28 protein-coding genes are annotated in these 26,028 nt (G+C 54.5%); 16 read left to right on the top strand and 12 right to left on the bottom strand.

The features are described 5' to 3' along the window. The first annotated feature begins 63 nt into the window (after positions 1–63). From cytR to rraA, 5 genes are all read left to right on the top strand, one after another. Entirely contained in the window at positions 64–1,101 is a 1,038-nt protein-coding gene (gene cytR / locus FHW71_RS23095) for a DNA-binding transcriptional regulator CytR (protein ID WP_008109670.1), read from the top strand. A gap of 151 nt (positions 1,102–1,252) precedes the next feature. After that, entirely contained in the window at positions 1,253–2,167 is a 915-nt protein-coding gene (gene ftsN, locus FHW71_RS23090; RefSeq protein WP_179453189.1) for a cell division protein FtsN, read from the top strand. An 89-nt stretch (positions 2,168–2,256) separates the two neighbouring features. Continuing rightward, positions 2,257–2,793, top strand: a complete 537-nt coding sequence (gene hslV / locus FHW71_RS23085) for an ATP-dependent protease subunit HslV (protein ID WP_008109674.1) — start codon at positions 2,257–2,259, stop codon at positions 2,791–2,793. A 5-nt stretch (positions 2,794–2,798) separates the two neighbouring features. Then, on the top strand, positions 2,799–4,136 hold the full coding sequence (gene hslU, locus FHW71_RS23080) for an HslU--HslV peptidase ATPase subunit (protein ID WP_008109676.1): 1,338 nt from the start codon (positions 2,799–2,801) through the stop codon (positions 4,134–4,136). 154 nt (positions 4,137–4,290) lie between these two features. Beyond that, complete coding sequence (gene rraA / locus FHW71_RS23075) at positions 4,291–4,776, top strand: ribonuclease E activity regulator RraA (protein WP_061720294.1); 486 nt, start codon at positions 4,291–4,293, stop codon at positions 4,774–4,776. Between the two features lie 50 nt (positions 4,777–4,826). Here the strand turns inward: rraA and zapB are convergent, their stop codons facing one another. Continuing rightward, the gene (zapB, locus tag FHW71_RS23070; protein WP_007885384.1) at positions 4,827–5,066 is read right to left on the bottom strand and encodes a cell division protein ZapB; all 240 of its coding nucleotides are present in this window, start codon (positions 5,064–5,066) and stop codon (positions 4,827–4,829) included. 421 nt (positions 5,067–5,487) lie between these two features. Here zapB and FHW71_RS23065 point away from each other — a divergent pair, with 421 nt between their 5' ends. The 3 genes from FHW71_RS23065 (at position 5,488) to glpX (ending at position 8,982) form a co-directional block, all read left to right on the top strand. Beyond that, positions 5,488–6,336, top strand: a complete 849-nt coding sequence (locus FHW71_RS23065; protein WP_061720295.1) for an MIP/aquaporin family protein — start codon at positions 5,488–5,490, stop codon at positions 6,334–6,336. A gap of 30 nt (positions 6,337–6,366) precedes the next feature. Next, positions 6,367–7,875 carry a glycerol kinase GlpK gene (gene glpK / locus FHW71_RS23060; protein WP_179453188.1) on the top strand — a complete coding sequence of 503 codons (1,509 nt, stop codon included), beginning with the start codon at positions 6,367–6,369 and terminating at the stop codon, positions 7,873–7,875. Between the two features lie 96 nt (positions 7,876–7,971). Next, positions 7,972–8,982: a class II fructose-bisphosphatase gene (gene glpX / locus FHW71_RS23055; RefSeq protein ID WP_008109685.1), complete on the top strand. Its 1,011-nt coding sequence runs from the start codon at positions 7,972–7,974 to the stop codon at positions 8,980–8,982. On the opposite strand, the gene emrD is transcribed toward glpX, so the two are convergent. Further along, positions 8,972–10,168 carry a multidrug efflux MFS transporter EmrD gene (gene emrD, locus FHW71_RS23050; protein WP_008109687.1) on the bottom strand — a complete coding sequence of 399 codons (1,197 nt, stop codon included), beginning with the start codon at positions 10,166–10,168 and terminating at the stop codon, positions 8,972–8,974. The two genes, glpX and emrD, sit on opposite strands and share 11 nt — an antisense overlap. Before the next feature lie 289 nt (positions 10,169–10,457). On the opposite strand from emrD, the gene fpr reads away from it, so the two are divergent. The 3 genes from fpr (at position 10,458) to tpiA (ending at position 12,789) form a co-directional block, all read left to right on the top strand. After that, the gene (gene fpr / locus FHW71_RS23045) at positions 10,458–11,204 is read left to right on the top strand and encodes a ferredoxin--NADP(+) reductase (protein WP_179453187.1); all 747 of its coding nucleotides are present in this window, start codon (positions 10,458–10,460) and stop codon (positions 11,202–11,204) included. A gap of 106 nt (positions 11,205–11,310) precedes the next feature. Then, positions 11,311–11,901 (top strand): YiiQ family protein, encoded by a 591-nt coding sequence (locus FHW71_RS23040; RefSeq protein ID WP_179453186.1) that lies wholly within the window; start codon positions 11,311–11,313, stop codon positions 11,899–11,901. A gap of 120 nt (positions 11,902–12,021) precedes the next feature. After that, the gene (gene tpiA, locus FHW71_RS23035; RefSeq protein WP_008109693.1) at positions 12,022–12,789 is read left to right on the top strand and encodes a triose-phosphate isomerase; all 768 of its coding nucleotides are present in this window, start codon (positions 12,022–12,024) and stop codon (positions 12,787–12,789) included. A gap of 143 nt (positions 12,790–12,932) precedes the next feature. Here the strand turns inward: tpiA and FHW71_RS23030 are convergent, their stop codons facing one another. The 5 genes from FHW71_RS23030 to cpxP form a co-directional block, all read right to left on the bottom strand. Next, positions 12,933–13,691, bottom strand: a complete 759-nt coding sequence (locus tag FHW71_RS23030) for a CDP-diacylglycerol diphosphatase (protein WP_179453185.1) — start codon at positions 13,689–13,691, stop codon at positions 12,933–12,935. A 107-nt stretch (positions 13,692–13,798) separates the two neighbouring features. Beyond that, positions 13,799–14,788 carry a sulfate ABC transporter substrate-binding protein gene (locus tag FHW71_RS23025; RefSeq protein WP_061720313.1) on the bottom strand — a complete coding sequence of 330 codons (990 nt, stop codon included), beginning with the start codon at positions 14,786–14,788 and terminating at the stop codon, positions 13,799–13,801. A gap of 143 nt (positions 14,789–14,931) precedes the next feature. Further along, complete coding sequence (gene pfkA, locus FHW71_RS23020) at positions 14,932–15,894, bottom strand: 6-phosphofructokinase (protein WP_007885343.1); 963 nt, start codon at positions 15,892–15,894, stop codon at positions 14,932–14,934. A gap of 209 nt (positions 15,895–16,103) precedes the next feature. After that, positions 16,104–17,006: a CDF family cation-efflux transporter FieF gene (gene fieF, locus FHW71_RS23015; protein WP_179453184.1), complete on the bottom strand. Its 903-nt coding sequence runs from the start codon at positions 17,004–17,006 to the stop codon at positions 16,104–16,106. 202 nt (positions 17,007–17,208) lie between these two features. After that, entirely contained in the window at positions 17,209–17,721 is a 513-nt protein-coding gene (gene cpxP / locus FHW71_RS23010) for a cell-envelope stress modulator CpxP (RefSeq protein ID WP_008109700.1), read from the bottom strand. Between the two features lie 150 nt (positions 17,722–17,871). On the opposite strand from cpxP, the gene cpxR reads away from it, so the two are divergent. The 3 genes from cpxR to trmL are packed head-to-tail and all read left to right on the top strand — an operon-like array spanning position 17,872 to position 20,452. Further along, positions 17,872–18,570 carry an envelope stress response regulator transcription factor CpxR gene (gene cpxR, locus FHW71_RS23005; RefSeq protein WP_007885339.1) on the top strand — a complete coding sequence of 233 codons (699 nt, stop codon included), beginning with the start codon at positions 17,872–17,874 and terminating at the stop codon, positions 18,568–18,570. Next, complete coding sequence (cpxA, locus tag FHW71_RS23000; RefSeq protein ID WP_008109701.1) at positions 18,567–19,943, top strand: envelope stress sensor histidine kinase CpxA; 1,377 nt, start codon at positions 18,567–18,569, stop codon at positions 19,941–19,943. The genes cpxR and cpxA overlap by 4 nt, the downstream gene beginning before the upstream one ends. Before the next feature lie 35 nt (positions 19,944–19,978). After that, positions 19,979–20,452: a tRNA (uridine(34)/cytosine(34)/5-carboxymethylaminomethyluridine(34)-2'-O)-methyltransferase TrmL gene (gene trmL / locus FHW71_RS22995; protein WP_008109703.1), complete on the top strand. Its 474-nt coding sequence runs from the start codon at positions 19,979–19,981 to the stop codon at positions 20,450–20,452. Here the strand turns inward: trmL and cysE are convergent. The 5 genes from cysE to FHW71_RS22970 all read right to left on the bottom strand — a co-directional run bounded on the left by cysE (position 20,449) and on the right by FHW71_RS22970 (position 23,562). Then, entirely contained in the window at positions 20,449–21,264 is an 816-nt protein-coding gene (cysE, locus tag FHW71_RS22990) for a serine O-acetyltransferase (RefSeq protein ID WP_008109705.1), read from the bottom strand. The genes trmL and cysE overlap by 4 nt on opposite strands. Before the next feature lie 69 nt (positions 21,265–21,333). Then, complete coding sequence (gpsA, locus tag FHW71_RS22985; RefSeq protein WP_179453183.1) at positions 21,334–22,353, bottom strand: NAD(P)H-dependent glycerol-3-phosphate dehydrogenase; 1,020 nt, start codon at positions 22,351–22,353, stop codon at positions 21,334–21,336. Then, the gene (gene secB / locus FHW71_RS22980) at positions 22,353–22,817 is read right to left on the bottom strand and encodes a protein-export chaperone SecB (RefSeq protein ID WP_007885330.1); all 465 of its coding nucleotides are present in this window, start codon (positions 22,815–22,817) and stop codon (positions 22,353–22,355) included. The genes gpsA and secB overlap by 1 nt, the downstream gene beginning before the upstream one ends. 40 nt (positions 22,818–22,857) lie before the next feature. Beyond that, a complete protein-coding gene (gene grxC, locus FHW71_RS22975) occupies positions 22,858–23,112 on the bottom strand; it encodes a glutaredoxin 3 (RefSeq protein ID WP_007885328.1) in 255 nt (84 codons plus the stop codon). A gap of 18 nt (positions 23,113–23,130) precedes the next feature. Further along, entirely contained in the window at positions 23,131–23,562 is a 432-nt protein-coding gene (locus FHW71_RS22970; RefSeq protein WP_008109709.1) for a rhodanese-like domain-containing protein, read from the bottom strand. A gap of 249 nt (positions 23,563–23,811) precedes the next feature. Here FHW71_RS22970 and envC point away from each other — a divergent pair, with 249 nt between their 5' ends. Further along, positions 23,812–25,113 (top strand): murein hydrolase activator EnvC, encoded by a 1,302-nt coding sequence (gene envC, locus FHW71_RS22965; protein WP_179453182.1) that lies wholly within the window; start codon positions 23,812–23,814, stop codon positions 25,111–25,113. A gap of 3 nt (positions 25,114–25,116) precedes the next feature. Beyond that, positions 25,117–26,013 (top strand): divergent polysaccharide deacetylase family protein, encoded by an 897-nt coding sequence (locus tag FHW71_RS22960; RefSeq protein ID WP_179453181.1) that lies wholly within the window; start codon positions 25,117–25,119, stop codon positions 26,011–26,013. Positions 26,014–26,028 lie beyond the last annotated feature (15 nt).

Raw genomic sequence — 26,028 nt, 5'->3', positions numbered from 1 at the left:
GACCCGGTTGAAGCCCGGTAATGTCAGAAAATCAATGCGCTGTACCGCGTCAGGAGTTATACGTTGGACCAGAAGCAACCCTCCACCGCCGCCACCATGAAAGATGTGGCCGAGAAAGCAGGCGTTTCAACCGCCACGGTTTCACGTGCGTTGATGAATCCAGAAAAAGTCTCTGCTGCGACCCGGCTCAAGGTCGAAAAAGCGGTGATTGCCGTGGGTTATGCGCCGCACGGTTTGGCGCGCAATGCCAAACGCGGTGAAACGCAAACCATTCTGGTGATTGTGCCGGACATCTGCGATCCCTTCTTCAGTGAGATCATTCGCGGCGTGGAAGTTACCGCTGCGCATGAAGGTTATCTGGTACTGATTGGCGATTGCGCGCATCAGAACAAACAGGAAAAAACCTTCCTGAACTTAATGCTGACGCGCCAGATCGACGGCATGGTGCTGCTAGGTTCACAGCTGCCGTTTGAGGCGGGCATTGAAGATCAGCGCAACCTGCCGCCAATGGTGATGGGCAACGAATTTGCGCCGGAAATGGCGTTGCCAACGGTGCATATCGATAACCTGACCGCCGCTTTTGAAGCAGTAAATCACCTGCTGCAGCTTGGTCATCGCCAAATCGCCTGCATCACCGGGCCAGAACATATTCCGCTGAGCCAATATCGTTTGCAGGGCTACATTCAGGCGCTGCGTCGCAGCAACATCGCCATCGATCCGACAATGATTGTGCACGGCGACTTCACCTTTGAAGCCGGTGCAAATGCGCTTAAGCAGTTGATGAGTTTGCCGCAGCCCCCGAAAGCGATCTTCTGCCATAGCGATTTAATGGCGCTGGGCGCGATGAATCAGGCACGCAAATTGGGCATGCGCATTCCACAGGATTTGTCGGTAGTGGGCTTTGATGATATCGAACTGGCGCAGTACTACGATCCACCGCTGACCACCGTGGCGCAGCCGCGCTTTGCCATTGGTCGTGAAGCGATGCTGCTATTACTTGATGAGCTGCAGGGCAAACGCGTGAATAACGGTTCGCGCCTGCTGGATGCAGAGTTGCGCGTGCGCGGCAGTACGGCACCGGCGGCAAAACGGGAAAAATAGCGCGTAGAAGCCTGCATTTTCAGCGGATTCTGAAGGCAGACTGTGCTGGTCAAAGTTCCAGCCCTTGCGTAACATGGCGCATTCATTGCCGGGCAATTAACAGCACATTTACATGCCCATTGGCATTTTTTTGAAGGGTAGCAGAACGAAAGTGGCACAGAAAGATTATGTAGGCCGCGGGCGTTCAACAGGGACGCGTCGCAAAAAACCCGCCAGCCGCAGCAAGAAAAGCAAAGGCGGATCAGGCACTTCAAAGCTCATGATGGTACTGGCCGTGGCCGTGCTGGTCACCTTTGCCGGTGGTTTATGGTTCATCTCGCATCATAAGAAAGAAGAGATTGAGGTCATTCCAAACCACAAAGCCAACGGTAACGGCCTGCCGCCGAAGCCGGAAGAGCGCTGGAAGTACATCAAAGAGCTGGAAAATCGCCAAATTACCGTTCCGTCGCCGACTGAGCCTTCGGCCGGTGGCGTGCAATCACAAACTCAGCTGACCGATGAACAGCGCCAGTTGCTGGAGCAGATGCAGGCCGATATGCGCCAGCAGCCGACGCAGTTGAACGAAGTGCCGTGGAACGAACAAACCCCGGCGCAGCGCCAGCAAACGCTGCAGCGTCAGCAAGTGCAGCAACAGCAGCAGCAGGTTCAACAGCAACAACAGCAGCAGTTGCAGCGTCAGCAGCAACAGTTACAACAGCAGCAGCGTCAGCAACAGTTGCAGCAACAACAGGCCGCGCGTCAGCAGCAACAACAGCAAGCTGCGCCTATCACGCGTGAGCCAACGCAGCAGACCAAACCGCAGGAAACGGCCAAGGCGAAAACCGAAGAGAAAGCCTCTTCACAGCGCTGGATGGTGCAGTGTGGATCGTTCAAAGGTACCGATCAGGCGGAATCAGTACGCGCCGGTCTGGCATTTGAAGGATTCGAGAGCCGCATTACGACCGGCGGTGGCTGGAATCGCGTGGTGATCGGGCCGTTCAAAGATCGCAGCAGCGCCGACAGCACAGTCAAACGCTTACACAGTTCCGGCCACGGAAGTTGTATTCCCCTCGCTATCGGGGGTTGAAACCCTTCAAAGCTACCCCATATCTGGTTGCATGATACTCCGCGCTGAGTGCGCGGAGTTCCTTTTCTACTGCAACAAGGGGTCTGCCCGTGACAACAATAGTAAGTGTACGACGCAACGGCCAGGTAGTGATTGGCGGTGATGGCCAGGCTACGCTCGGCAATACCGTAATGAAAGGCAACGTTAAAAAAGTCCGTCGTCTTTACAACGATAAAGTGATCGCCGGTTTTGCTGGCGGTACCGCAGATGCCTTCACCCTGTTTGAACTGTTTGAGCGCAAGCTGGAAATGCACCAGGGCCATCTGGTGAAAGCGGCGGTCGAACTGGCTAAAGATTGGCGTACCGATCGCATGCTGCGTCGCCTCGAAGCGCTGCTGGCGGTGGCCGACGAAAACTCCTCATTAATCATCAGCGGCAACGGCGACGTTATCCAGCCGGAAAATGACCTGATTGCAATTGGTTCTGGTGGGCCTTACGCCCAGGCAGCGGCACGCGCGCTGCTGGAAAACACCGACATTGGTGCGCACGATATCGTGGAGAAAGCGCTGAACATCGCAGGCGATATCTGTATCTACACCAACCACAATATTAACTTCGAAGCATTACCGTCTAAGGCTAAGGACTAAACATCATGTCTGAGATGACTCCACGCGAGATTGTCAGCGAGCTTAATCGCTTTATTATCGGCCAGGACGGCGCAAAGAAGGCGGTCGCGATCGCCCTGCGTAACCGCTGGCGCCGCATGCAGCTCGACGAAGAGCTGCGCCACGAAGTGACGCCGAAAAACATTCTGATGATTGGTCCAACCGGCGTCGGTAAAACCGAAATCGCCCGTCGCTTAGCCAAACTGGCTAACGCACCGTTCATCAAAGTGGAAGCCACCAAATTCACCGAAGTCGGTTATGTCGGTAAAGAGGTGGATTCCATCATTCGCGATCTGACCGATTCTGCCATCAAGATGGTGCGCAGCCAGGCGATCGAGAAGAACAAATACCGCGCGGAAGAGATGGCGGAAGAGCGCATCCTCGATGTGCTGATCCCACCCGCGAAAAACAACTGGGGCCAGGCTGAACAAGCGGCTGAGCCATCAACAGCGCGTCAGTCATTCCGCAAGAAACTGCGCGAAGGCCAGCTGGATGACAAAGAGATTGAGATCGATCTGGCCGCTTCATCGGCTGGCGTTGAAATCATGGCGCCTCCAGGCATGGAAGAGATGACCAGCCAGCTGCAATCGATGTTCCAGAACCTCGGTGGCCAGAAGCAAAAACCGCGTAAGCTGAAAATCAAAGAAGCCATGAAGCTGCTGATTGAAGAAGAAGCGGCCAAGCTGGTGAACCCGGAAGAGCTGAAGCAGGATGCCATCGATGCGGTTGAGCAGCACGGTATCGTGTTCATCGACGAAATCGACAAAATCTGTAAGCGCGGCGGCCAGAATGCGGGCGGTCCAGACGTGTCACGTGAAGGCGTACAGCGCGACCTGCTGCCGCTGGTAGAAGGTTGCACCGTTTCCACTAAGCACGGCATGGTGAAAACCGACCACATTCTGTTTATCGCTTCCGGCGCGTTCCAGGTCGCTAGCCCGTCAGATCTGATCCCAGAACTGCAAGGTCGTCTGCCGATTCGCGTTGAGCTGCAGGCGCTGACCGTCAATGACTTCGAGCGCATCCTGACCGAGCCAAACGCCTCGGTTACCGTGCAGTACAAAGCATTGATGGGCACCGAAGGGGTCAATATCGACTTCACCGATGACGCCGTGCGTCGTATCGCCGAAGCCGCATGGCAGGTGAACGAAACCACCGAGAACATCGGTGCGCGTCGTCTGCATACCGTGCTGGAACGTCTGATGGAAGATATCTCCTATGACGCCAGCGATCGTAACGGTGAATCGATCACTATCGATGCCGAGTACGTTGGTAAGCATCTGGATGAGCTGGTGGCCGACGAAGATCTCAGCCGCTTCATTCTGTAAGCTTTACCCGCGAAATCGCTGCCCGGCCACTGTGCCGGGCTTTTTTTTACGCAGGATATTGATGCAACGCTTTTTTTGGCGGTTGATGATTTTGCCAACAATCGCCAGATAGCGATATACTTAGCGCTCCTGTGGCAAACAGACGAAAACCCTCATGAAATACGATACATCTGAACTCTGTGACATCTACCACGAAGCTGTGAATGTTGTTGAACCGCTTTTTTCGAACTTTGGTGGGCGCAGCTCATTCGGTGGTCAAATCACCACAGTGAAATGTTTCGAAGATAACGGCTTACTCTACGATTTGCTGGAAGAGAACGGTCGGGGTCGCGTATTGCTGGTGGATGGCGGCGGTTCGGTCCGTCGCGCACTGGTCGATGCTCAGCTGGCGAGTCTGGCGGCGCAAAATGAGTGGGAAGGCATTGTGGTTTACGGCTCGGTGCGTCAGGTAGACGACCTTGAAGAGCTGGAAATCGGCATTCAGGCGATTGCGGCGATTCCGGTGGGTGCAGCGGGTGAAGGCATTGGCGAAAGTGACGTGCGCGTTAACTTCGGCGGCGTGACCTTCTTCTCTGGTGACCATCTGTATGCCGACAATACCGGCATCATCTTGTCTGAAGACGCACTCGACATCGAGTAAGCCGCAACAAAAACGGGTGCCGCGGCACCCGTTGGTTTAAGCATCGACGCTTAAACTTCTTCCATTTTTCCCAGCAGTGCCCGCAGACGATCCTGCCAGACATGCTGCTCTTCTTTCAGATGCTGATTTTCACGCACCAGCGCATCCTGGTTGCCTGAAGCCTGGCTGACTTCGTTTTTCAGCGTATTGTTTTGCTCTTTCAGCTCTTCAATTTCCATCTGCAGCAGAGTGATGGTATCAATCGCCTGCTGTACTTTCGCTTCCAGTTTCTCGAACACTTCAAATGACATCTTTCTGACCTCTCCTAAATCTTGCAAGGCGTTGATGGGGCTAGTGCATGCCTTATTATGGTGCGCTCAGCCACGATGACTCGATTGTATGTAGCCGAACCCAGCAAGTCCAGTGGCACAAGGCTTGCGAGGGCAGTCTGTAACACTTTTCAGTCTATGCCTAAAAAAAATGCGCATCTTCGCGCATCTGTGTGCGCGATCACATCAGCATCGACCAGCAAAGCGGGAAAAATGGGTCTTAAAGCAACGCAAAAGACGCGAAAACGCGCATTTTTATGATGGAGTACACAGTTTTCAATTTCGCTATTTCTCGTTTATGCTCGTTAACGATAAATTCACATCAACCCTACATTGATAGCTGGGCGACTCATGGATGAGAACAAAAACTGATAAAATTTAACCTCGCTTCAGGAATGCCATTATGAGTCAGACAACTAACACACTAAAAGGTCAGTGCATCGCTGAATTTCTCGGTACAGGTTTGATTATCTTCTTTGGTGCAGGCTGTGTAGCTGCACTGAAACTGGCCGGTGCGTCATTCGGTCAGTGGGAAATTTGTATTATCTGGGGTTTAGCCGTCTCCATGGCAGTCTATCTAAGCGCAGGCGTTTCTGGTGCGCATCTTAACCCAGCCGTTACCGTCGCGCTGTGCCTGTTCGCTAATTTCGAAGGTCGTAAAGTTGTTCCCTATATTCTGGCGCAGGTTGCCGGCGCGTTCTGCGCTGCCGCGTTGGTTTACGGTCTCTACTACAATCTGTTCTTTGATTATGAAGCGGGCCATCAAATGGTGCGCGGCAGCGTTGAAAGCCTCGATCTGGCCGGTATCTTCTCTACCTACCCGAACCCGCACATCAGCGTCGCTCAGGCGTTCCTGGTTGAGATGGTGATTACAGCGGTATTAATGGCGGTGATCATGGCGCTGACCGATGACGGCAACGGTGTACCGCGTGGTCCACTGGCTCCGCTGTTGATTGGTTTGCTGGTCGCGGTAATCGGTGGCTCAATGGGTCCACTGACCGGCTTCGCACTCAACCCGGCGCGTGACTTCGGTCCAAAACTGTTCGCCTTCTTCGCTGGCTGGGGCAACGTTGCCTTCACCGGTGGCAAAGATATTCCTTACTTCCTGGTTCCGATTTTTGGCCCGCTGGTCGGTGCTTGCCTCGGAGCCTTTGGTTACCGTTCGCTGATTGGCCGCCATCTGCCAGTTAACGTCGCGGAAGCCAGCACAGCAGAAAAACCGGTTGCGCGCGCTCAGCAGCGTAAAGCGTAAGTTTCATCGATACCACATCAGGAAAGCACAATGACTACTGATAAAAAATATATAGTTGCACTCGATCAGGGCACAACCAGCTCACGCGCCGTGGTGCTTGATCATGATGCCAACATCGTCGCGGTTTCTCAGCGCGAATTTACCCAGATCTACCCGAAAGCGGGTTGGGTTGAACATGACCCAATGGATATCTGGGCGTCACAAAGCTCAACGCTGGTTGAAGTGCTGGCACACGCCGACATTAACTCCGATCAAATCGCGGCGATTGGTATCACCAACCAGCGTGAAACCGCCATCGTCTGGGATAAAGAGACCGGCAAACCGGTTTACAACGCCATCGTCTGGCAGGATCCACGCACCGCAGATTACTGTAACAAGCTGAAGAAAGAGGGCCTGGAAGAGTATATCCAGCACACCACCGGTTTGGTGATTAACCCGTACTTCTCAGGCACCAAGGTGAAGTGGATTCTGGATAACGTGGAAGGCGCGCGTGACCGTGCCAAACGCGGCGAACTGCTGTTCGGTACCGTTGATACCTGGCTGATTTGGAAAATGACGCAGGGACGTGTGCACGTCACCGATCACACCAACGCCTCACGTACCATGATGTACAACATCCACAAGCTGGAGTGGGATGATCGCATGCTGGAGATCCTCGATATCCCGCGTGAAATGCTGCCAGAAGTGAAAGGCTCTTCTGAAGTGTACGGCCAGACCAACATTGGTGGTAAAGGCGGTACGCGTATTCCAATCGCCGGTATCGCGGGTGACCAGCAAGCGGCGCTGTATGGCCAGCTGTGCGTACAGCCGGGTATGGCGAAAAACACTTACGGCACCGGCTGCTTCATGCTGATGAACACCGGCACCGAAGCTGTGACTTCAACGCATGGCCTGCTGACCACCATCGCTTGCGGCCCACGCGGCGAAGTGAACTATGCGCTGGAAGGTGCGGTGTTTATCGGTGGCGCGTCGATTCAGTGGCTGCGTGATGAGATGAAGCTGATCAGCGATTCAACCGACTCTGAATACTTCGCGTTGAAAGTGAAAGACACCAACGGCGTGTATATGGTGCCTGCCTTCACCGGTTTGGGTGCGCCGTATTGGGATCCGTATGCACGTGGCGCGATTTTCGGCCTGACGCGCGGTGCTAACGCCAACCACATCATCCGTGCCACGCTGGAGTCGATTGCTTATCAGACGCGCGACGTACTGGAAGCGATGCAGAACGATGCTGGCACCCGCCTGCAATCACTGCGCGTGGATGGTGGTGCGGTTGCCAACAACTTCCTGATGCAGTTCCAGTCTGACATTCTCGGCACGCGCGTTGAGCGTCCGGAAGTGCGTGAAGTCACGGCGCTGGGTGCGGCTTATCTGGCGGGCTTAGCGGTTGGCTTCTGGAACGATCTGGAAGAAGTTCGCGCTAAAGCGGTGATTGAGCGTGAGTTCCGCCCAAGCATCGAAACCACCGAACGTAACGTCCGTTACGCCGGCTGGAAGAAAGCGGTCGCTCGCGCCAAAGCGTGGGAAGACGAAGAGTAAAATCCTGCTAACCCGCGGCGCCCTGCCGCGGGTTTTTCCCCTGCCACGTTTCCCCGCTGTGTTAAACTGCCTGCCTGTTTTTTATCAGGTGCCACCATGAAACGAGAACTCGCGATTGAATTTTCCCGCGTGACCGAAGCCGCCGCTCTGGCGGGCTATCACTGGTTAGGACGCGGCGATAAAAATGCGGCCGACGGCGCAGCCGTTCACGCCATGCGCATTATGCTCAACACCATCGATATCGACGGTCAGATTGTGATTGGCGAAGGCGAAATCGACGAAGCGCCGATGCTGTATATCGGTGAAAAAGTCGGTACCGGCCGTGGCGATGCCGTGGATATCGCGGTCGATCCGATCGAAGGCACGCGCATGACGGCGATGGGCCAGGCCAATGCGCTGGCGGTGCTGGCGGTGGGAGACAAAGGCAGCTTCCTGCACGCACCTGATATGTACATGGAAAAGCTGATTGTTGGACCGGGCGCACGTGGCGCCATCGACCTCAATCTGCCGCTTGATATCAACCTGAAAAACATCGCGCTGGCATTGGGCAAACCGCTCAGCCAGTTAACGGTATCGATTCTGGCCAAGCCACGTCACGATGCGGTGATTGCCCAACTGCAGCAGCTCGGCGTGCGCGTGTTCTCCTTCCCGGATGGCGATGTCGCGGCCTCGATTCTGACCTGTATGCCGGATAGCGAAGTGGATGTGATGTACGGTATCGGCGGCGCACCGGAAGGTGTGGTGTCGGCGGCAGTCATTCGCGCGATGGACGGCGACATGCAGGCGCGTTTATTGGCGCGTCACGAAGTGAAAGGCGATAGCGAAGAGAATCGTCGCCTCGGCGAGAATGAACTGCAACGCTGCGCCGAGATGGGCATTGAAGCCGGTCAGGTGCTGAAGCTGGATCAGATGGCGCGCAACGACAACGTTATCTTCGCTGCCACCGGCATCACCACCGGCGATTTGCTGAAAGGCATCACGCGTAACGGCAACATCGCCACCAGCGAAACCCTGCTGGTGCGCGGCAAATCGCGCACCATTCGCCGCATCCAGTCAATCCACTATCTGGATCGCAAAGACGCGGCGCTGCATCAATTTATCCTGTAATCGCCTGCTTGCCGCTCTCCGGATGACGAGAGAGCGGCCACCAGCACAGTAACATCACCAGCGACGTCACGAACATCAGCATGCCAAGGCTGGATTGATCGTGCTGTGGCAACAGTGCAGAAAGCCACGCCACCACGCCGGAACCGAGATTCTGTAAGCCTCCGATTAACGCACCTGCGCTGCCCGCCAGCCACGCATACGGCTCCATCGCACCCGAGGTTGCCAACGGAAACAGCATGCCCGCGCCGAAGAAGAACAGCGCAGCCGGCACCAGCAGCGTCCAGATGTTCATCACGCCAAACCAGGCGGGAACCCACATCAATAATCCAGCCAACAGGCAGCTGTTCACGCCGTACCACATCAGCGTGTGCCAGGATTTCTGCTCGCGTCCAGCAAACCAGGCGCCAAAGAACGCCGCCGGAATCGGCAGGATAAACAGGATGCTGACGGTTAATCCATCCAGCCCCAGTACGCCGCCCATCAGCACGCCGCAGCTGGCTTCAAACACCGCGATACCGGCCAGCGCGCCAATCAGCAGCAGCAGATAACGTACGAAGTTGCCGTCGCTCAGCAAAGTGGCATAACGGCGCAGGAACGGCGTGGCGGGCGTATCAACAGGGCGCGTTTCCGGCAGCCAGCGCGCCATCGAGGCGGTGACGCCGACGCACAGCAGCAGCAGGAAGGCGAAACAGGCGTGCCAGCCAAAAAGATGCGTCAGCAGTGCACCAATCACCGGCGCCAGCAGCGGACTCACCAGAATGCCCATATTCAGCAGGCTGTTCGCCTGACGCAGGGCGATGCCGGAATAGAGATCGCGCGGCATGGTGCGCGCCATCACGCCCGCGACGCCGGTCCCTAAACCTTGCACCGCACTGCCGAGCACCAGAATATCGAGCGAGGGCGCGAACATGGCGATCAACGCGCCGACGGCAAAGATCGTCATGCCAATCAGGATCACCGGACGGCGGCCAAAACTGTCCGAGAGCGGACCGTAGATCAACTGCGATCCACCGTAGGTCATCAGATAGGCGGCCATCACCTGCTGGATCGCGCCGCTGCGCACATTGAGCGTTTCGGCCATGTTGGCCATCGCTGGCACATAGATGGTTTGCGCCATCTGCCCGACCGCCACCAGCACGATCAGCATGAATAACAGAAAGCGATTTTGCGTTTTACTTATCAACATGGAACAAAATGTCTGCCTGAGAAACAAAGAATAAGCAGCACAAAACAAGCCGCCTCGGATTTATGGCGGCAAAAATATCAGGATTCAGTGACAAATCGAGAGGCGCGGACAAAGCTGTATGTCTTAAGCCGTCAAGTTGATAGTCCAGATTGTAAACTGCCCGCTACAGTTGCTGATCTGTGCGCTGCGTTTGTCGCTGAGAGCCCTTTGCTGGGCGCAGGGCTGGAAATTTTCCGGATGGATAACGATGATAATCATGTGCCTGAATATTCAACACTAAGGAGTTAGCATGGCTGAGTGGATCAATGCTGAAGTTAAAGAAGTAAAAAACTGGACCGATGCACTGTTCAGCCTGCGCGTCGAAGCACCGATTGATACCTTTACTGCGGGACAGTTTGCCAAGCTGGCACTGGAAATTGACGGTGAGCGCGTGCAGCGCGCCTATTCTTACGTCAATGCGCCGCAGGATTCGCTGCTGGAGTTTTATCTGGTCACGGTGCCGGAAGGCAAACTGAGTCCGCGTTTGCAGGCGTTGCAGCCTGGCGAGCAGGTGATGATCACCAAAGAGGCGGCGGGTTTCTTTGTACTCGACGAAATTCCAGACTGCCAAACGCTGTGGATGCTGGCGACCGGCACGGCGATCGGCCCCTATTTATCGATTCTGCAACAGGGCGAAGATCTGGATCGTTTCGACAATATTGTACTGGTGCACGCCGCGCGTTTCGCCGATGACCTGAGCTTCCTGCCTTTGATGCAAGAGCTGCAGCAGCGCTATCAGGGCAAATTGCACATTCAAACGGTAGTCAGCCGCGAAGAGATCGCCGGTTCGCTACACGGTCGCGTACCGCAATTGATTGAAAGCGGAGAACTGGAGCGAGCCGTCGGCTTGCCGCTGACGGCAGAAACCAGCCATGTGATGCTGTGCGGCAATCCACAAATGGTGCGCGATACCCAGCAATTACTGAAAGACACGCGTGAGATGCGTAAACATTTCAAACGTAAACCCGGCCATATGACCAGCGAGCATTACTGGTAATCGGCGCGGCACAAAGAATGTGAGATTTTTCCCAGTGTGGGTTTTGACTTTGCCCGGTAAAAACCGTTCTAATCGTGGGCTAAGTGAATGATTTAGGGCCGAAGCAATGAACAACCTGCCAGTCGCGCTGCTGCTTGGCCTCGCACTGACATTTCCCGTCTGGGCGGAGGATGCCCCCACGTTAGATCGTAGCGATCATCTGCCTGCTGCGCCCTATCTGCTCGCGGGTGCGCCGACCTTCGATATGACCGTTGCTCAGTTCCGTGAGAAGTACAACGCGGCCAATCCCAATGAACTGCTGCAGGAATATCGCGCTATTGATAATCGCGGCGATAAAAGCAACCTGACGCGTGCCGCCAGCAAAATCAGCGAAACGCTGTATGCCTCAACGGCGCTGGAGCAAGGCACCGGCAAAATCAAAACTCTGCAAATCACCTGGCTGCCGGTTCCCGGCCCCGATATGAAAGCCGCGCAGGCACGCGCCATGGATTACATGACCGCCCTGCTGCGCTTCTTCATCCCCGGCTTATCGTCCGAAGATGGGCGTAAAAAACTCGATTCCCTGCTGAGCGCCGGTAAAGGTGCACGCTATTTTGCCCGCACCGAAGGTGCCTTGCGTTTCGTGGTGGCGGACAATGGCGACAAGGGTTTGACCTTCGCCGTTGAGCCGATAAAACTGGCGCTCGCGACGCCCTGATCGCACCGGCAAAAATGACGAAAAGCAAAGCCAGCAACGCATTTGATCTCTATACTGTCTCGCAGACATCGCTGCCCGATGGCAGCGCTATTTCATGAATCGCGTTATGCGGAGGAAAGAATGCGACATCCACTGGTTATGGGTAACTGGAAACTGAACGGTAGCAAGCAGATCACTAAAGAGCTGATTGAAGGCCTGCGCAAAGAGCTGTCTGGTGTTGATGGCTGTGGCGTCGCGATTGCACCGCCAGCCATCTATCTGGACCTGGCGAAGCACGCCATTTCCGGTAGCCACATTGCTCTGGGTGCTCAGAACGTTGACGTTAATCTGTCTGGCGCATTCACTGGCGAAACTTCCGCAGACATGTTGAAAGACGTTGGCGCGAAATACATCATCATCGGCCACTCTGAGCGCCGCACCTACCACAAAGAGAGCGACGAGTTCATCGCGAAGAAATTTGCCGTAGTGAAAGAAGCTGGCCTGGTGCCGGTTCTGTGCATCGGTGAAACTGATGCAGAAAACGAAGCGGGCAAAACCGAAGAAGTGTGCGCACGCCAGATCGACGCCGTGCTGGAAACTCAGGGCGCTGCAGCGTTCGAAGGCGCAGTGATCGCTTACGAGCCAGTTTGGGCTATCGGTACCGGCAAATCAGCCACTCCAGCGCAGGCTCAGGCGGTGCACAAATTCATTCGTGACCATATCGCGAAGAAAGATGCAGCTATCGCACAGCAAGTGATCATTCAGTACGGCGGCTCGGTCAACGACAAAAACGCCGCTGAGCTGTTCACCCAGCCAGATATCGATGGCGCGCTGGTTGGCGGTGCTTCACTGAAAGCGGATGCTTTTGCGGTGATCGTGAAAGCGGCAGCAGCAGCGAAAAACGCGTAAGTTCTCGTTTTCGATGCAGAAAAAGGCGGCTGATTAGCCGCCTTTTTTATTGGTCGCCATCAATGGCGACCCTACGACAAATGGAGCCGTACGTCGGTTTTGTAGGGTGCGCATTCATGCGCACCTGGTTATCGCCTCAACGATTATTGCGGCAATATGCTGCATTTATGATCCTGCAACTCTTCCGCCGAGCCGCTGTTCAGTTTCAGCCAGTTACGCTCCAGCGCCAACAGCGCTAAACGGCCATCCGGCAATTGTGCCAGAGCCAACCCGTATTTCCCCATCTCGGTGCGCGCATGCGGCACTTCATCCGCCAGACGGATAAACGCACTCTGCTGCGCCAGTTCTTCCTTAGAAATCGACCGCACCAGATAACGATGCTTACGCAGCGTTTCACTCTGCCACTTCACGTTCAGCCTCGGTGCCAGCGCATCCAGCTGCTGACGCACATCCGGCCGCAGACAGGAAATATGAATATGCAGCTGATTTTGCGTACGCCCGTATTGCGCATTGATGGCCAGCGACAGCGCGCTATCTGGAATCGGCGCGCCGTGCCTTTGCGCCAGTAATGCGCGCTGTTGCCAGGCCTCGGCAAATAGATTCGGCGTCGCGGGTTCAAGAAGGATCGGACTTTCCATGCCGGTGATTTTTTCGATCGGCATCAGCAGATACTGCAACGGACCGTTGAGATCTTTCAACGTGACGTAACCCTGCTCGCTGTTCACCTGCTGGCATGGCGCGGGTTTACCCGTCGCCGCCACATTCGGCACGCATTTTTCGCTGATAATCTGCCACAAGGCGTTGGAGTTTTTATGGAAATGGATGGCGCCGGCGATCAGTCCGACAATCAACAGCACCAATAATGCGGTAAGTAACTTCAGGGTACGACGACTGCCCTGCATAGCCCGATTCCTCTGCTCATCACCTGCCAGCATCCTCGCCTGGCAGATGATGAAAGTCACGGACTAAAACAAAACGGCCAGCATTCTCGCTGGCCGTTTTTCATTCGTTATGGCTTCATCACCTGATCGTAGCTGCCGCCATCAGCGAAGTGGGTTTTCTGGGCTTGCGTCCAGCCACCAAACTTGCTGTCGATAGTGAACAGTTTTACCGGCGCGAATTTATTGGCAAATTTCTTCGCAACGGCTTCATCACGTGGACGGTAGAAATTTTCTGCCGCGATGGTCTGACCTTCCGGCGAGTAGAGGTATTTGAGGTAATCTTCGGCCACTTTACGGGTGCCCTGCTCGTCAACCACTTTATCAACCACTGAAACCGTTGGCTCCGCCAGAATCGATTCACTTGGGGTGACGATTTCAAACTTGTCTTTACCCAGCTTATCTACCGCCAGATAGGCTTCGTTTTCCCACGCAATCAGCACATCGCCAATGCCGCGTTCTACGAAGGTGTTAGTCGCACCGCGTGCACCGGAATCCTGTACTTCTACGTTCTTAAACAGCGATTTGACGTAAGCCAGCGCTTTGGCCTGATCGCCATGGTTCTGATCCAGCGCCCAGCCCCATGCAGCCAGATAGTTCCAACGTGCGCCGCCCGAGGTTTTCGGGTTTGGCGTGATGACGGAAACGCCCGGTTTGATCAGATCCGGCCAATCATGAATGCCTTTCGGGTTGCCTTTACGCACCAGGAACACGATGGTCGAGGTGTATGGCGCGGAGTTGTCCGGCAGACGTTTAATCCAATCTTTATTGATACGACCACGGTCAGCAATAGCATCGACATCAGATTGCAGCGCCAGCGTAACCACATCAGCACGGATGCCATTGATCACTGAGGTCGCTTGTTTACCGGAACCGCCGTGCGACTGGCGAATTACCACGTTGTCGCCGGTTTCCTGCTTGTAATGCGCGCTAAACGCTTTGTTGTACTGTTCGTACAGCTCACGGGTTGGATCGTAAGAGACGTTTAACAGCTGAATATCTTTTGCCAGAACACTGGTTGAAGCCAGTAACAGGGTGACACCAATACTCCACTTATTCATTGCTTGCTCTCCCGAGGTCGTTATAGAACAAGACTGACACAAAGTTATCCACGGATTAAAGAATTAAAAATAAGCTGTTATAACTGGAGGGAATATGAGCAGGCATTAAAAAGGCGCGAATTGCGTCGCGCCTCGATAGGGAATTAGTAAAGTTTTTTCGCGGTATCCAGCCAGTCGCGTTTGAATGGACGCTTCATATTTTCAATCGCGTCGATGATGTCGTGATGCACCATCTTCTCATTCTGAATACCGACGCAGCGGCCGCCATAACCTTGCAGCAGCAGCTCAATGGAGTAAGAACCCATGCGCGATGCCAGGATGCGGTCATAGGCACAAGGTGCGCCGCCACGCTGAATGTGACCAAGAACGGTGGCGCGGGTTTCGCGTTTGGTTTCAGCTTCGATGAAGTGCGCCAGATCGTCGATATCGCAGATGTGCTCGGTAATCGCCACGATGGCGTGTTTTTTACCTTTGGCGATGCCCGCTTTGATCTCTGAAACCAGCTCTTCACGGGTATAGGGGATTTCAGGCAGCACGATGAACTCACAACCGCCGGCAATCGCTGCCGCCAGCGTTAAATCGCCGCAGTAACGGCCCATCACTTCTACGATGGAGATGCGCTGGTGAGAAGATGAGGTGTCGCGCAGACGGTCAATCGCTTCAACTACAGTTTCCAACGCAGTGAAGTAGCCAATGGTGTAATCGGTGCCTGCTACGTCGTTATCGATGGTGCCCGGCAAGCCGATGCATGGGAAGCCCATTTCGGTCAGGCGCTTCGCACCCATGTAAGAACCATCACCGCCGATAACCACCAGCGCATCAATGCCGCGCTTTTTCATGTTATCAATCGCGGTCTGGCGCACTTCATCGTTGCGGAATTCTGGGAAACGTGCGGAACCGAGGAAGGTGCCGCCACGGTTGATCATGTCTGACACGCTGTAGCGGTCGAGGTTGATCATGCGATCTTCGTACAATCCCAGATAGCCGTCGTAAATACCAAAAACTTCCAGTCCTTCACTCAGCGCGGAACGTACAACTCCGCGAATGGCTGCGTTCATGCCTGGGGCGTCGCCGCCGCTGGTCAGTACTCCGATTTTTTTGATCATGACAACCTCTGGATTGTTCAAAAACTAAGGATTATTCCTGCCATGTGTCCGGCGTGGACCAGCTCGCGATCGCATGGCTTAATAGTTGCAGAATAGTATATCAAAGGCTTGATGCTGAATTGATTCAGGTCAGACAAGTTTTCGCTAATTTTTTACAGAGTTGTTAGCGTTACGTCACTTTTTTTGTGTAATTGCATGATTTTAAATCGCTAACCTTGAAAAAAGCCGTGTTGATTGCTCGGCACAACAGAGCAGGGATCTTGATGGATGATCACGTCTGAGCCGGGAAACTTCTTTAGTAATGCCTGCTCAATTTGATCGGCCACCTGATGCGCCTGCACCAACGGCAACTGATCTTCCATCTCCAGATGCAGCTGGATAAAACGCGTAGGGCCCGATTGCCGTGTGCGCAATGCATGTGCGCCACGTACACCCGGCCAGTTGGTCACCACACGGATAATCTCCTGCGTTTCATGCTCGGGCAGTACGCGGTCTAGCAGCGCCTGTACCGCGTCATAGCCCATCCGCAACGCGTTATAGAGAATGTAAACGCCGATGCCGAGCGCAAACAATGCATCCGCCCGTACAAAACCATAGCTGCTCAAACCGAGGGCGACCAATATTGCGCCGTTCATCACCACATCAGATTGATAGTGCAGCATGTCCGCCCGAATCGCCTGGCTGCGCGTGCGACGCACCACCCAGCGCTGGAAGGCAACCAATGTCAGGGTTGAAAACAGCGCAATCACCGTAACCACAATGCCCACCAGCGGCGCATGTAAGGTTTCAGGCGATGCCAGATGCTGAATACCGGTGAGAAACAGAAACAGCGCCGAGCCGGAGATAAACATGCTTTGCGCCAGCGCGGCCAGTGATTCGGCTTTACCATGGCCGAAGGTGTGATCGTCATCGGCCGGCTGCAATGAATAGCGCACCACCAGCAAGTTGGTGAGAGAAGCGGCGATATCGACCAATGAATCCACTAACGCCGCCAACATGCTGACTGAACCGGTGTGCCACCAGGCAAAAATTTTCACGATTAACAGTAGCGTCGCCAGCGTAGTCGCCGCTAACGCCGCCCGATTGACTAACTTTGCATAGGAAGAATCCATGCTATGCCTCGCCGGGTCGCACGCTTTATGGGTGCGGCCTTTAGGTCTCAAGATGGCTAAAGTTTATCATCGGCAGAAGCGTGCTGCGTGATTGAATTTTAAGACAATGATGTTAGAGAGAAATGACAGGCAAAAAAAACCCCCGCATCATGCGGGGGAAGACAGGGATGGTGTCTATGGCAAGGAAAACAGGGATACTATGTTACTGGTTACTGCTGGTACTACTCACTGCTTGCAGCGGTGATGATGGCTGCAATCCTGAGAGTCGACGAACTTCAGCCAATCGTCGCTCATAATTTTTCTGCAATGTCGCTTGCTGTGCAGGCGTTAGCAGGTGGTACATCTGATTACGAACCCGAGCCATCTCGACTTGCTGTTCTATCGCTGCGCGGGCTTGTTTCTCTGCCTGCTGTCGAATAGCCGATTCGTTAAATTTGTCTGCAATCACAAGGTCATGCATAGTTTCTATATCTTGAACGCTGATTGTTGGGCGTTCGTGTCGCGCTTGCTGCATCAGGTCTCGCATCTGTTGCCGCTGTTGTTCAGTCAGCTCAATGCCATCGAACATGTAGCTTTGCGGATTTTGCGTCATACTGCCTGTCGTCAATCCGCTGTTCGGATGCATCTCGTCAATCGTCGTCGTGTCTGCTGCTTCGGCGCTGGCGTGACTGAGAACCATCGCTGAGGCAATGACGACGGCGGTTAAGTAGCGCATCGTTAACTCCCAGTTCGTTCCGTTTTGCGATTCAACGAGAGCCAGTGTACGGCGGTGGCTGCAAACATCCGTCAGGGGGTGTAAAACTACGTAAAGCGTTGGATTGCAAGTCAAGGAACACGGTATTTTGCCTGCGGAGGGCAATAAAAAATGAATAAAATCCTGTTGGTTGATGACGACCGCGAATTAACTTCGCTGCTTAAAGAACTGCTTGAGATGGAAGGTTTTGAAGTCATTGTGGCAAGCGATGGTGAGCAGGCGCTTAACCTGCTAGACAACACCGTGGACTTGTTATTGCTTGATGTAATGATGCCGAAGAAGAACGGTATCGACACGTTGAAAGAACTACGCCAACAGCACCAAACTCCGGTCATTATGCTGACTGCACGTGGCAGCGAACTGGACCGCGTTCTGGGCCTTGAATTGGGCGCAGATGACTATCTGCCTAAACCGTTTAACGATCGCGAACTGGTGGCGCGTATTCGTGCCATTTTGCGCCGTTCAAACTGGAGCGAGCAGCAACAGCAGCACGATAACAGCTCACCGACGCTGGAAGTCGACTGCCTGCGCCTGAATCCGGGTCGTCAGGAAGCCAGCTTTGATAGCGAGACTTTGGATCTCACCGGTACCGAATTCACCCTGCTCTATTTGCTGGCACAGCATCTGGGTCAGGTGGTATCGCGTGAACACCTTAGTCAGGAAGTTTTAGGCAAACGACTGACGCCGTTTGACCGCGCTATTGATATGCACATTTCTAATCTGCGTCGTAAATTGCCGGAACGTCGTGATGGTCATCCGTGGTTTAAAACCCTGCGCGGACGCGGCTATCTGATGGTTTCGGCATCATGATTGGAAGTTTAACCACCCGCATCTTCGCCATCTTCTGGCTCACGCTAGCGTTGGTGTTGATGCTGGTTTTAATGGTGCCCAAACTCGATTCGCGCCAGATGACCGCATTACTGGAAAGCGAGCAGCGTCAGGGCACCATGATTGAACAGCACGTTGAAGCGGAGCTATCACAGGATCCGCCAAACGACTTAATGTGGTGGCGTCGCCTGTTCCGCTCCATCGACAAATGGGCGCCGCCCGGCCAGCGCTTGTTATTGGTTACCAGCGAAGGCCGGGTGATTGGCGCGCAGCACAATGAAATGCAGATCATCCGCAACTTTATTGGGCAGTCGGATAACGCCGACCACCCACAAAAGAAAAAGTATGGTCGCGTTGAAATGGTTGGGCCTTTCGCGGTTCGCGATGGCGAAGACAACTATCAGCTCTACCTGATTCGTCCTGCCACCAGCTCACAGCTGGATTTCGTCAATCTGCTGTTTGACCGCCCGCTACTGCTGCTCATTGTCACCATGCTGATCAGCTCGCCACTGTTGCTGTGGCTGGCGTGGAGCCTGGCTCGTCCCGCCCGCAAACTTAAATATGCGGCGGATGAAGTGGCAAGCGGCAATTTACGTCAGCATCCGGAACTGGAATCGGGGCCACAAGAGTTTCTGGCCGCGGGTTCGAGTTTCAACCAAATGGTGAGCGCGCTCGAACGCATGATGACAGCGCAACAGCGTTTGCTATCAGATATCAGCCATGAACTGCGTACACCGTTGACTCGCTTGCAGCTGGCAACCGCGTTACTGCGTCGCCGTAATGGTGAAGGCAAAGAGCTGCAGCGCATCGAAACGGAAGCGCAGCGTCTTGATGGCATGATTAACGATTTGCTGGTGCTGTCGCGCACTCAGCACAATAACGCGCTGGTTAGCGAGGCAATGAAGGCCAACCAGCTGTGGAACGGCGTGCTGGAAGATGCCAAATTTGAAGCCGAGCAGATGGGCAAACTAATGGAAGTGCCTTATCCGCCTGGCCCGTGGCCGCTGTACGGTAATCCACATGCGCTGGAGAGTGCGCTGGAGAATATCGTGCGTAATGCGCTGCGCTATTCGAATTCGCATATCAGCGTCAGCTTCTCGGTGGATATCGAAGGCATTACCATCCACGTCGATGATGATGGTCCGGGCGTCAGCCCAGAAGATCGCGAGCAGATTTTCCGCCCGTTTTACCGCACCGATGAGGCGCGCGATCGTGAATCAGGCGGCACCGGATTGGGCCTGGCGATCGTCGAAACGGCCATCCAGCAGCATCGCGGCTGGGTCAAAGCCGATGACAGCCCTCTCGGGGGTTTACGCCTTACGCTGTGGCTGCCGCTGTACTCCGCCCGTCAATAATTTGTTATGCTTCGGCCCTCGTTTCTGGGGGCCTTATGCTAAACATTGTCTTATTTGAACCTGAAATTCCGCCAAATACCGGCAACATCATTCGCTTGTGCGCAAATACCGGTTTCCAGTTACACCTGATTGAACCGCTGGGCTTTGCCTGGGATGATAAGCGCCTGCGCCGCGCCGGGCTGGATTACCACGAATATACCGCCTTAAAAAAACACGCCAATTACGCGGCATTTCTGGCGACGGAAGCGCCTCAGCGCATGTTCGCGCTCACCACCAAAGGAACGCCTGCGCACAGCGCAGTGAGTTATCAAAAGGGTGATTATTTGGTGTTTGGTCCGGAGAGTCGTGGTTTACCCGCAGATATCCTCAACGCGCTACCCGCTGAGCAGAAAATCCGTATTCCGATGATGGCGGAAAGCCGCAGCATGAATTTGTCTAATGCGGTTTCTGTGGTCGTGTATGAAGCGTGGCGCCAGCTCGATTATGCTGGCGCACTGATCAAAGGCTAGATGCCGTCGCCGTACTCAAAGCCCGCGCCGTTGAAGTGCTGATCCATATCCATCGACGGTTTATCGCTGGTCGGTTTACCGACAATGCGCGCTGGCACGCCGGCCGCCGTGGTATGCGGCGGTACGGGCTGCAGGACAACGGAACCAGCACCGATTTTCGCACCGCGCCCCACTTCAATGTTGCCCAAAATCTTGGCACCCGCGCCAATCATCACACCTTCACGGATTTTCGGATGGCGATCGCCGCTGGTTTTACCGGTACCGCCGAGCGTCACCGATTGCAGGATCGAAACATCATTTTCGATGATGGCCGTTTCGCCGATAACAATGCCGGTGGCGTGGTCAAGCATGATGCCGCGACCAATGCGCGCCGCCGGGTGAATATCCACGGCAAACGAGACGGAGATTTCGTTCTGCAGATAAACCGCCAGTGCGCGGCGACCTTCTCTCCATAACCAGTTGCCAATGCGATAAGCCTGCAGGGCGTGGAAGCCTTTGAGGTAAAGCAGCGGCGTGGAATATTTATCAACGGCGGGGTCACGCTGACGCACAGCCTGAATATCGTAGGCCGCGGAGACAATCATCTCTGGGTCTTCACGGTAGGCTTCTTCCACGATTTCGCGGATGGCGATAGCTGGCATGATCGGGTTCGCCAGCTTGTTGGCGAGCATATAGCTGAGCGCACTGCCGAGGTTTTCGTGTTTAAGCAATGTCGCATGGTAAAAGCTGGCCAGCATCGGTTCACAGTCGGCCAGGGCTCTGGCTTCGGCTTTGATATGGTTCCAGACCAGTTCTAACTCTTCAGACGACATTGCTGTTTGCTCCCGATAAAAAAAGCGCCTGATGGGGCGCTACAGGTGGTGACGCTGGCGCATCCTGCTTCAGCTTTGGCTGTTTTCGTCCTTCCTTGCACGGCCAAGTAAAGTCAATGCTGCCTCTCGCGCTGATTTTCCGCAATAGAGCACCTGATAAATCTGCTCGGTAATTGGCATTTCTACGCCAACACGCGCGGCCAATGCTTTGACTTCTTTGGTGTTTCTGTAGCCTTCTACAACTTGTCCGATAATGCGTTGCGCATCGTCTACGCTCTCGCCTTGCCCCAGCATCATGCCGAAACGACGGTTGCGCGACTGATTATCGGTACAGGTCAGCACCAAATCGCCTAAACCGGCCATGCCCATAAAGGTGGTGGCATCGGCTCCCAGCGCTGCGCCGAGACGGCTCATTTCCGTCAGGCCACGCGTGATTAAGGCGGTACGCGCGTTGGCACCAAAGCCAATGCCGTCAGAAATCCCCGCACCAATCGCAATCACGTTCTTCACCGCGCCGCCTAACTGCACGCCGATGAAATCCTGATTGTTGTAGACGCGGAAACTTTTACCGCAGTGCAGCTTCTGCTGCAGGTCTTCAGCGAACTCCGCATCAGTCGATGCCAGTGCGATAGCCGTAGGCATGCCAGCAGCCAGCTCTTTGGCAAAGGTTGGTCCGGAAATCACCGCTAACGGAATTGCATCGCCGAGGATTTCACGCGCCACATCCTGCAGCAAACGGCCGGTCTCTTTTTCCAGTCCTTTGGTCGCCCAGACAATCCGTGAATCGGCACGTAGATGCGGCTTAAGCTGCGTCAGCACGTCGCCAAATACATGGCTCGGCACCACGACCAGTAGATCGCGACTGGCGTTAACAGCGTTAGCCAGATCGGCTTCAGGAACGAGATTATCAGGGAAAGGAACATCGGGCAGGAAAGCGGCATTGCAGCGGTCAGCTTGCAGCTGCGCCACGCTTTGAGGATTGTGGCCCCAGAGCAGAACCGGATGGCCATTACGGGCCAGCGTAATGGCCAATGCGGTGCCGTACGAGCCGGCACCGATGACGCTAATTGAAGCGTTGAGTGTAGTCATCAGGCATCCTGATGTGGCGCTTCGCCTTCACCTTGCTGCTGCAGATAGTTCATGAACAGCGCATCAAAGTTAACTGGCGCCAGGTTGAGCTGCGGGAAAGTACCACGAGACACAAGGCTGGTTACGCATTCGCGTGCATACGGGAAAAGAATGTTCGGGCAGTACGCGCCGAGGCAATGTGCCATCTGCGTACCTTCGATACCGCTGATGGTGAAAATACCCGCCTGCTGCACTTCGCACAGGAATGCGGTTTCTTCGCCAACGGTTGCGGTTACGGTAACACGCAGAACGACTTCAAAAACGCCATCAGCCAGCTGAGAAGAGGCGGTGTCCAGGTCCAGCTTCACTTCCGGTTCCCACTCTTTCTGGAATACCTGCGGTGCGTTTGGCGCTTCGTAAGAAACATCTTTGGTGTAAACACGTTGAATCTGGAACTGCATTTCGCTGTTGCTTTGCTCTGACATGTGTCTAAATCCTGTGAGTTAAAATTGTCTGACCGAAAAGTTATGCCTGGAGTAGAGGATCAAGTCCCTGACGCCCATCCAGCGCGTAAAGATCGTCACAGCCGCCAATGTGCTGCGCATCAATAAAAATCTGTGGCACCGTCGTGCGGCCGCTGCGTTGAATCATCTCTTCACGTTTCGCCGCGTTCCCGTCAATGGGAATCTCCTGGAACGACACGCCTTTCTGATCCAACAACGCCTTTGCACGGTGGCAATAAGGACAAGTGACTTTGGTGTAGATCTCTACATTCGCCATACGGTTACCTCAAAGAAGTTATTTGCCGCGCACCAGTGGCAGATTCTCACCACTCCAGCCGCTCACGCCATCTTTCAGTACGGAGACTTTCTCGAAGCCCGCTGCGCTCAATTTCGCCGCAGATTCACCCGCACTTTGACCGGTCGCGCAAACTACAATTATGTGCTGTGACTTGTGCTTTTCCAGCTCGCCAAAGCTCTCTTTTTTGATGTCTGCTGCCGCTACGTTGATAGCCCCAGAAATGTGTCCTTTGCGGTAATCGTCACGTGAACGAACGTCTACCACCACCGCGTCCTCTTTGTTAATCAGGTGGGTTGCTTCACCACGACTGATGGTTTTTACTTTAGAGAACATACCTTTAACGGTGGTCACAATCACGAGAACGAGTAAAGCGACCCATGCCAGACTGAGGATGGGGTGATTGCTTGCAAACTGCATAATTTCTTGCATGAGGGGTAACGACTCCAAACCGGGCTGATAAGCTAAAACAAGGGTTCTGAGTATACCTGCGCCACTTCGCATGTACAGTCGCTAAGGGGACAGAGTTACGATTTGTGCGTCATTTTCCAAAAAAAGTGTTCTAATCCCAAAATTAAGACAAAGTTTATGCCGGTAAGCTCGGTACAGACATTTTTAACAAAGTAAAACCCGGCCGGGCTAACTGGTAAGCGGCTGTTCATCGTGGAATAATTATCGACTATGAAGGGAAAAGCGACCGTTACACACACAAGGACCCGTCACAACGGCACTGCGCTTCCGTTGTCATTCCGCTGGTCCGAAATCTCCCTGAGTCTGCTTCTGGCAGGCACATTATTACTTCCTGCTGCCGCTCGCAGTGCGGATGACAGTAAAACGCAGTTGAAGTCCATTCAGCAGGATATCGCTGAGAAAGAGAAAAGCGTTAAAGCACAGAAAGTGCAGCGCAGTAAGCTGTTGGATCAACTGCAAAGTCAGGAAAAAGTGATTGCGCAGGCCAGCCGTCAGCTACGCGAAACGCGTAACAGCCTCAGCACGCTCGAGGGTGAAATCGCGCAGGTCACCTCCTCTATTTCTCGGTTAGAAAAGCAGCAAGCGCAGCAGGAAAAATTGCTGGCACAACAGCTTGATGCCGCCTTTCGTCAGGGACAGCACAATGGTCTACAGTTGCTGCTTGGTGGCGAAGAAGCCCAGCGCAGTGAGCGTATTCTTGCCTATTTCGGCTATCTCAATGCCGCTCGCCAGAAAAACATCGACGATCTCAAGCAAACCCAACAGCAATTAGCGGAACAGCGCCAATCATTGCGGGGTAAACAGGACCAGCAAAAATCGTTGTTAACTCAACAACAGACGCAGCAAAGCAAGCTGGAAGTGGCCAGCGCGGCGCGTAAGAAAACGCTCACCGTACTGGAAAGCTCGCTGGAGAAAGATCAGGCTGACCTGGTTGAGATGCGTGAGAACGAAAGCCGACTGCAGAGCAAAATCGCCAAGGCTGAGCGTGAAGCGCGTGAACGTGCCGAACGGGAAGCGCGCGAGGCGGAAAAAGTGCGTCAACGTCAGGCACAGGCGAAAGCCAAAGGATCAAGCTATCAGCCAACGCAGAGTGAGCGCGAGCTGATGGCGCGTACCGGAGGATTAGGCAAGCCCGGCGGGCAAGCGGTTTGGCCGGTACGTGGACGCATTGAACATCGCTTCGGTGAATCGATGCAGGGCGAATTGCGCTGGAAAGGTCTGGTGGTTGATGCGCCAGAAGGCACCGAAGTGAAAGCCATCGCAGATGGACGCGTACTGATGGCCGACTGGCTGCAAGGCTATGGTCTGGTTGTGGTTCTGGAACACGGTAAAGGTGATATGAGCCTTTATGGCTACAACCAAAGCGCACTGGTGAGCGTGGGTGCTCAGGTGAAGGCAGGACAGCCTATCGCCCTTGTGGGCACCAGCGGCGGCCGCGGCACGCCTTCGCTCTACTTTGAAATCCGACGCCAGGGACAGGCCGTCAATCCACTACCGTGGTTAGGAAGATAAGTTTTGTTTCAACCCTCTAAGCTCTCGGCCGCCCTGTGCGGCCTGTTTCTATCACTTTCCGCCCATGCGGGAAAACTCTCCATCGTGATCGACGACTTCGGTTATCGGCCAAAAGAAGAGAATAAAGTACTGCAGATGCCCACCGCGATTTCCGTTGCGGTCCTGCCGAATGCGCCACATGCGCGTGAGATGGCGACGAAAGCGCATCAGGGCGGTCGCGAAGTGCTGATTCACCTGCCGATGGCGCCGCTGAGCAAACAGCCGCTGGAGAAAGACACGCTGACGCCAGAGATGAGCAGCACGGAAATCGAACGGATTATTCGTGAAGCCAGTGGCAAAGTGCCTTACGCCGTCGGGCTGAATAACCATATGGGCAGCAAAATGACGTCCAGTTTGCCCGGCATGCAGAAAGTGATGCAGGTGCTCAATCACTACAACTATTACTTTCTCGATAGCATGACGATTGGCAACAGTCAGTCTATCCCGGCCGCGCAAGGCACTAACGTTAAAGTACTGAAACGTCGCGTATTCCTTGACGATAGCCAGGATGAGGCTTCAATCCGCACGCAGTTTACCCGCGCGGTGAAACTGGCGCAGCGCGATGGTTATGCCATCGCCATTGGTCATCCGCATCCTACGACGGTGCGCGTCCTGCAGCAGATGCTGCCGACATTACCACCCGATATCACGTTAGTGCGGCCAAGCCAGTTACTGAATGAGCCGCTGCATCAGGACACGACTCCGCCGCCATCCAAAACGCAGCCTCCACGCTTCCGCGCGCCAGGCGTGTGTAAACCGGGCAAGCCGCTGCCGCCGGTGCCGCAGAGCCACGCCGTTGAGTTGATCAGTGAAAGCATTGTGCAAAGCCCATTGGTTCAGTCAATAAAGCAGCTCTTCTGAGATCGGGAAAAGGAA

Source organism: Enterobacter sp. Sphag1F (assembly GCF_014193275.1).
GTDB classification, from domain to species: domain Bacteria; phylum Pseudomonadota; class Gammaproteobacteria; order Enterobacterales; family Enterobacteriaceae; genus Pantoea; species Pantoea symbiotica.
This window is presented reverse-complemented; position numbering and strand designations above follow the sequence as displayed.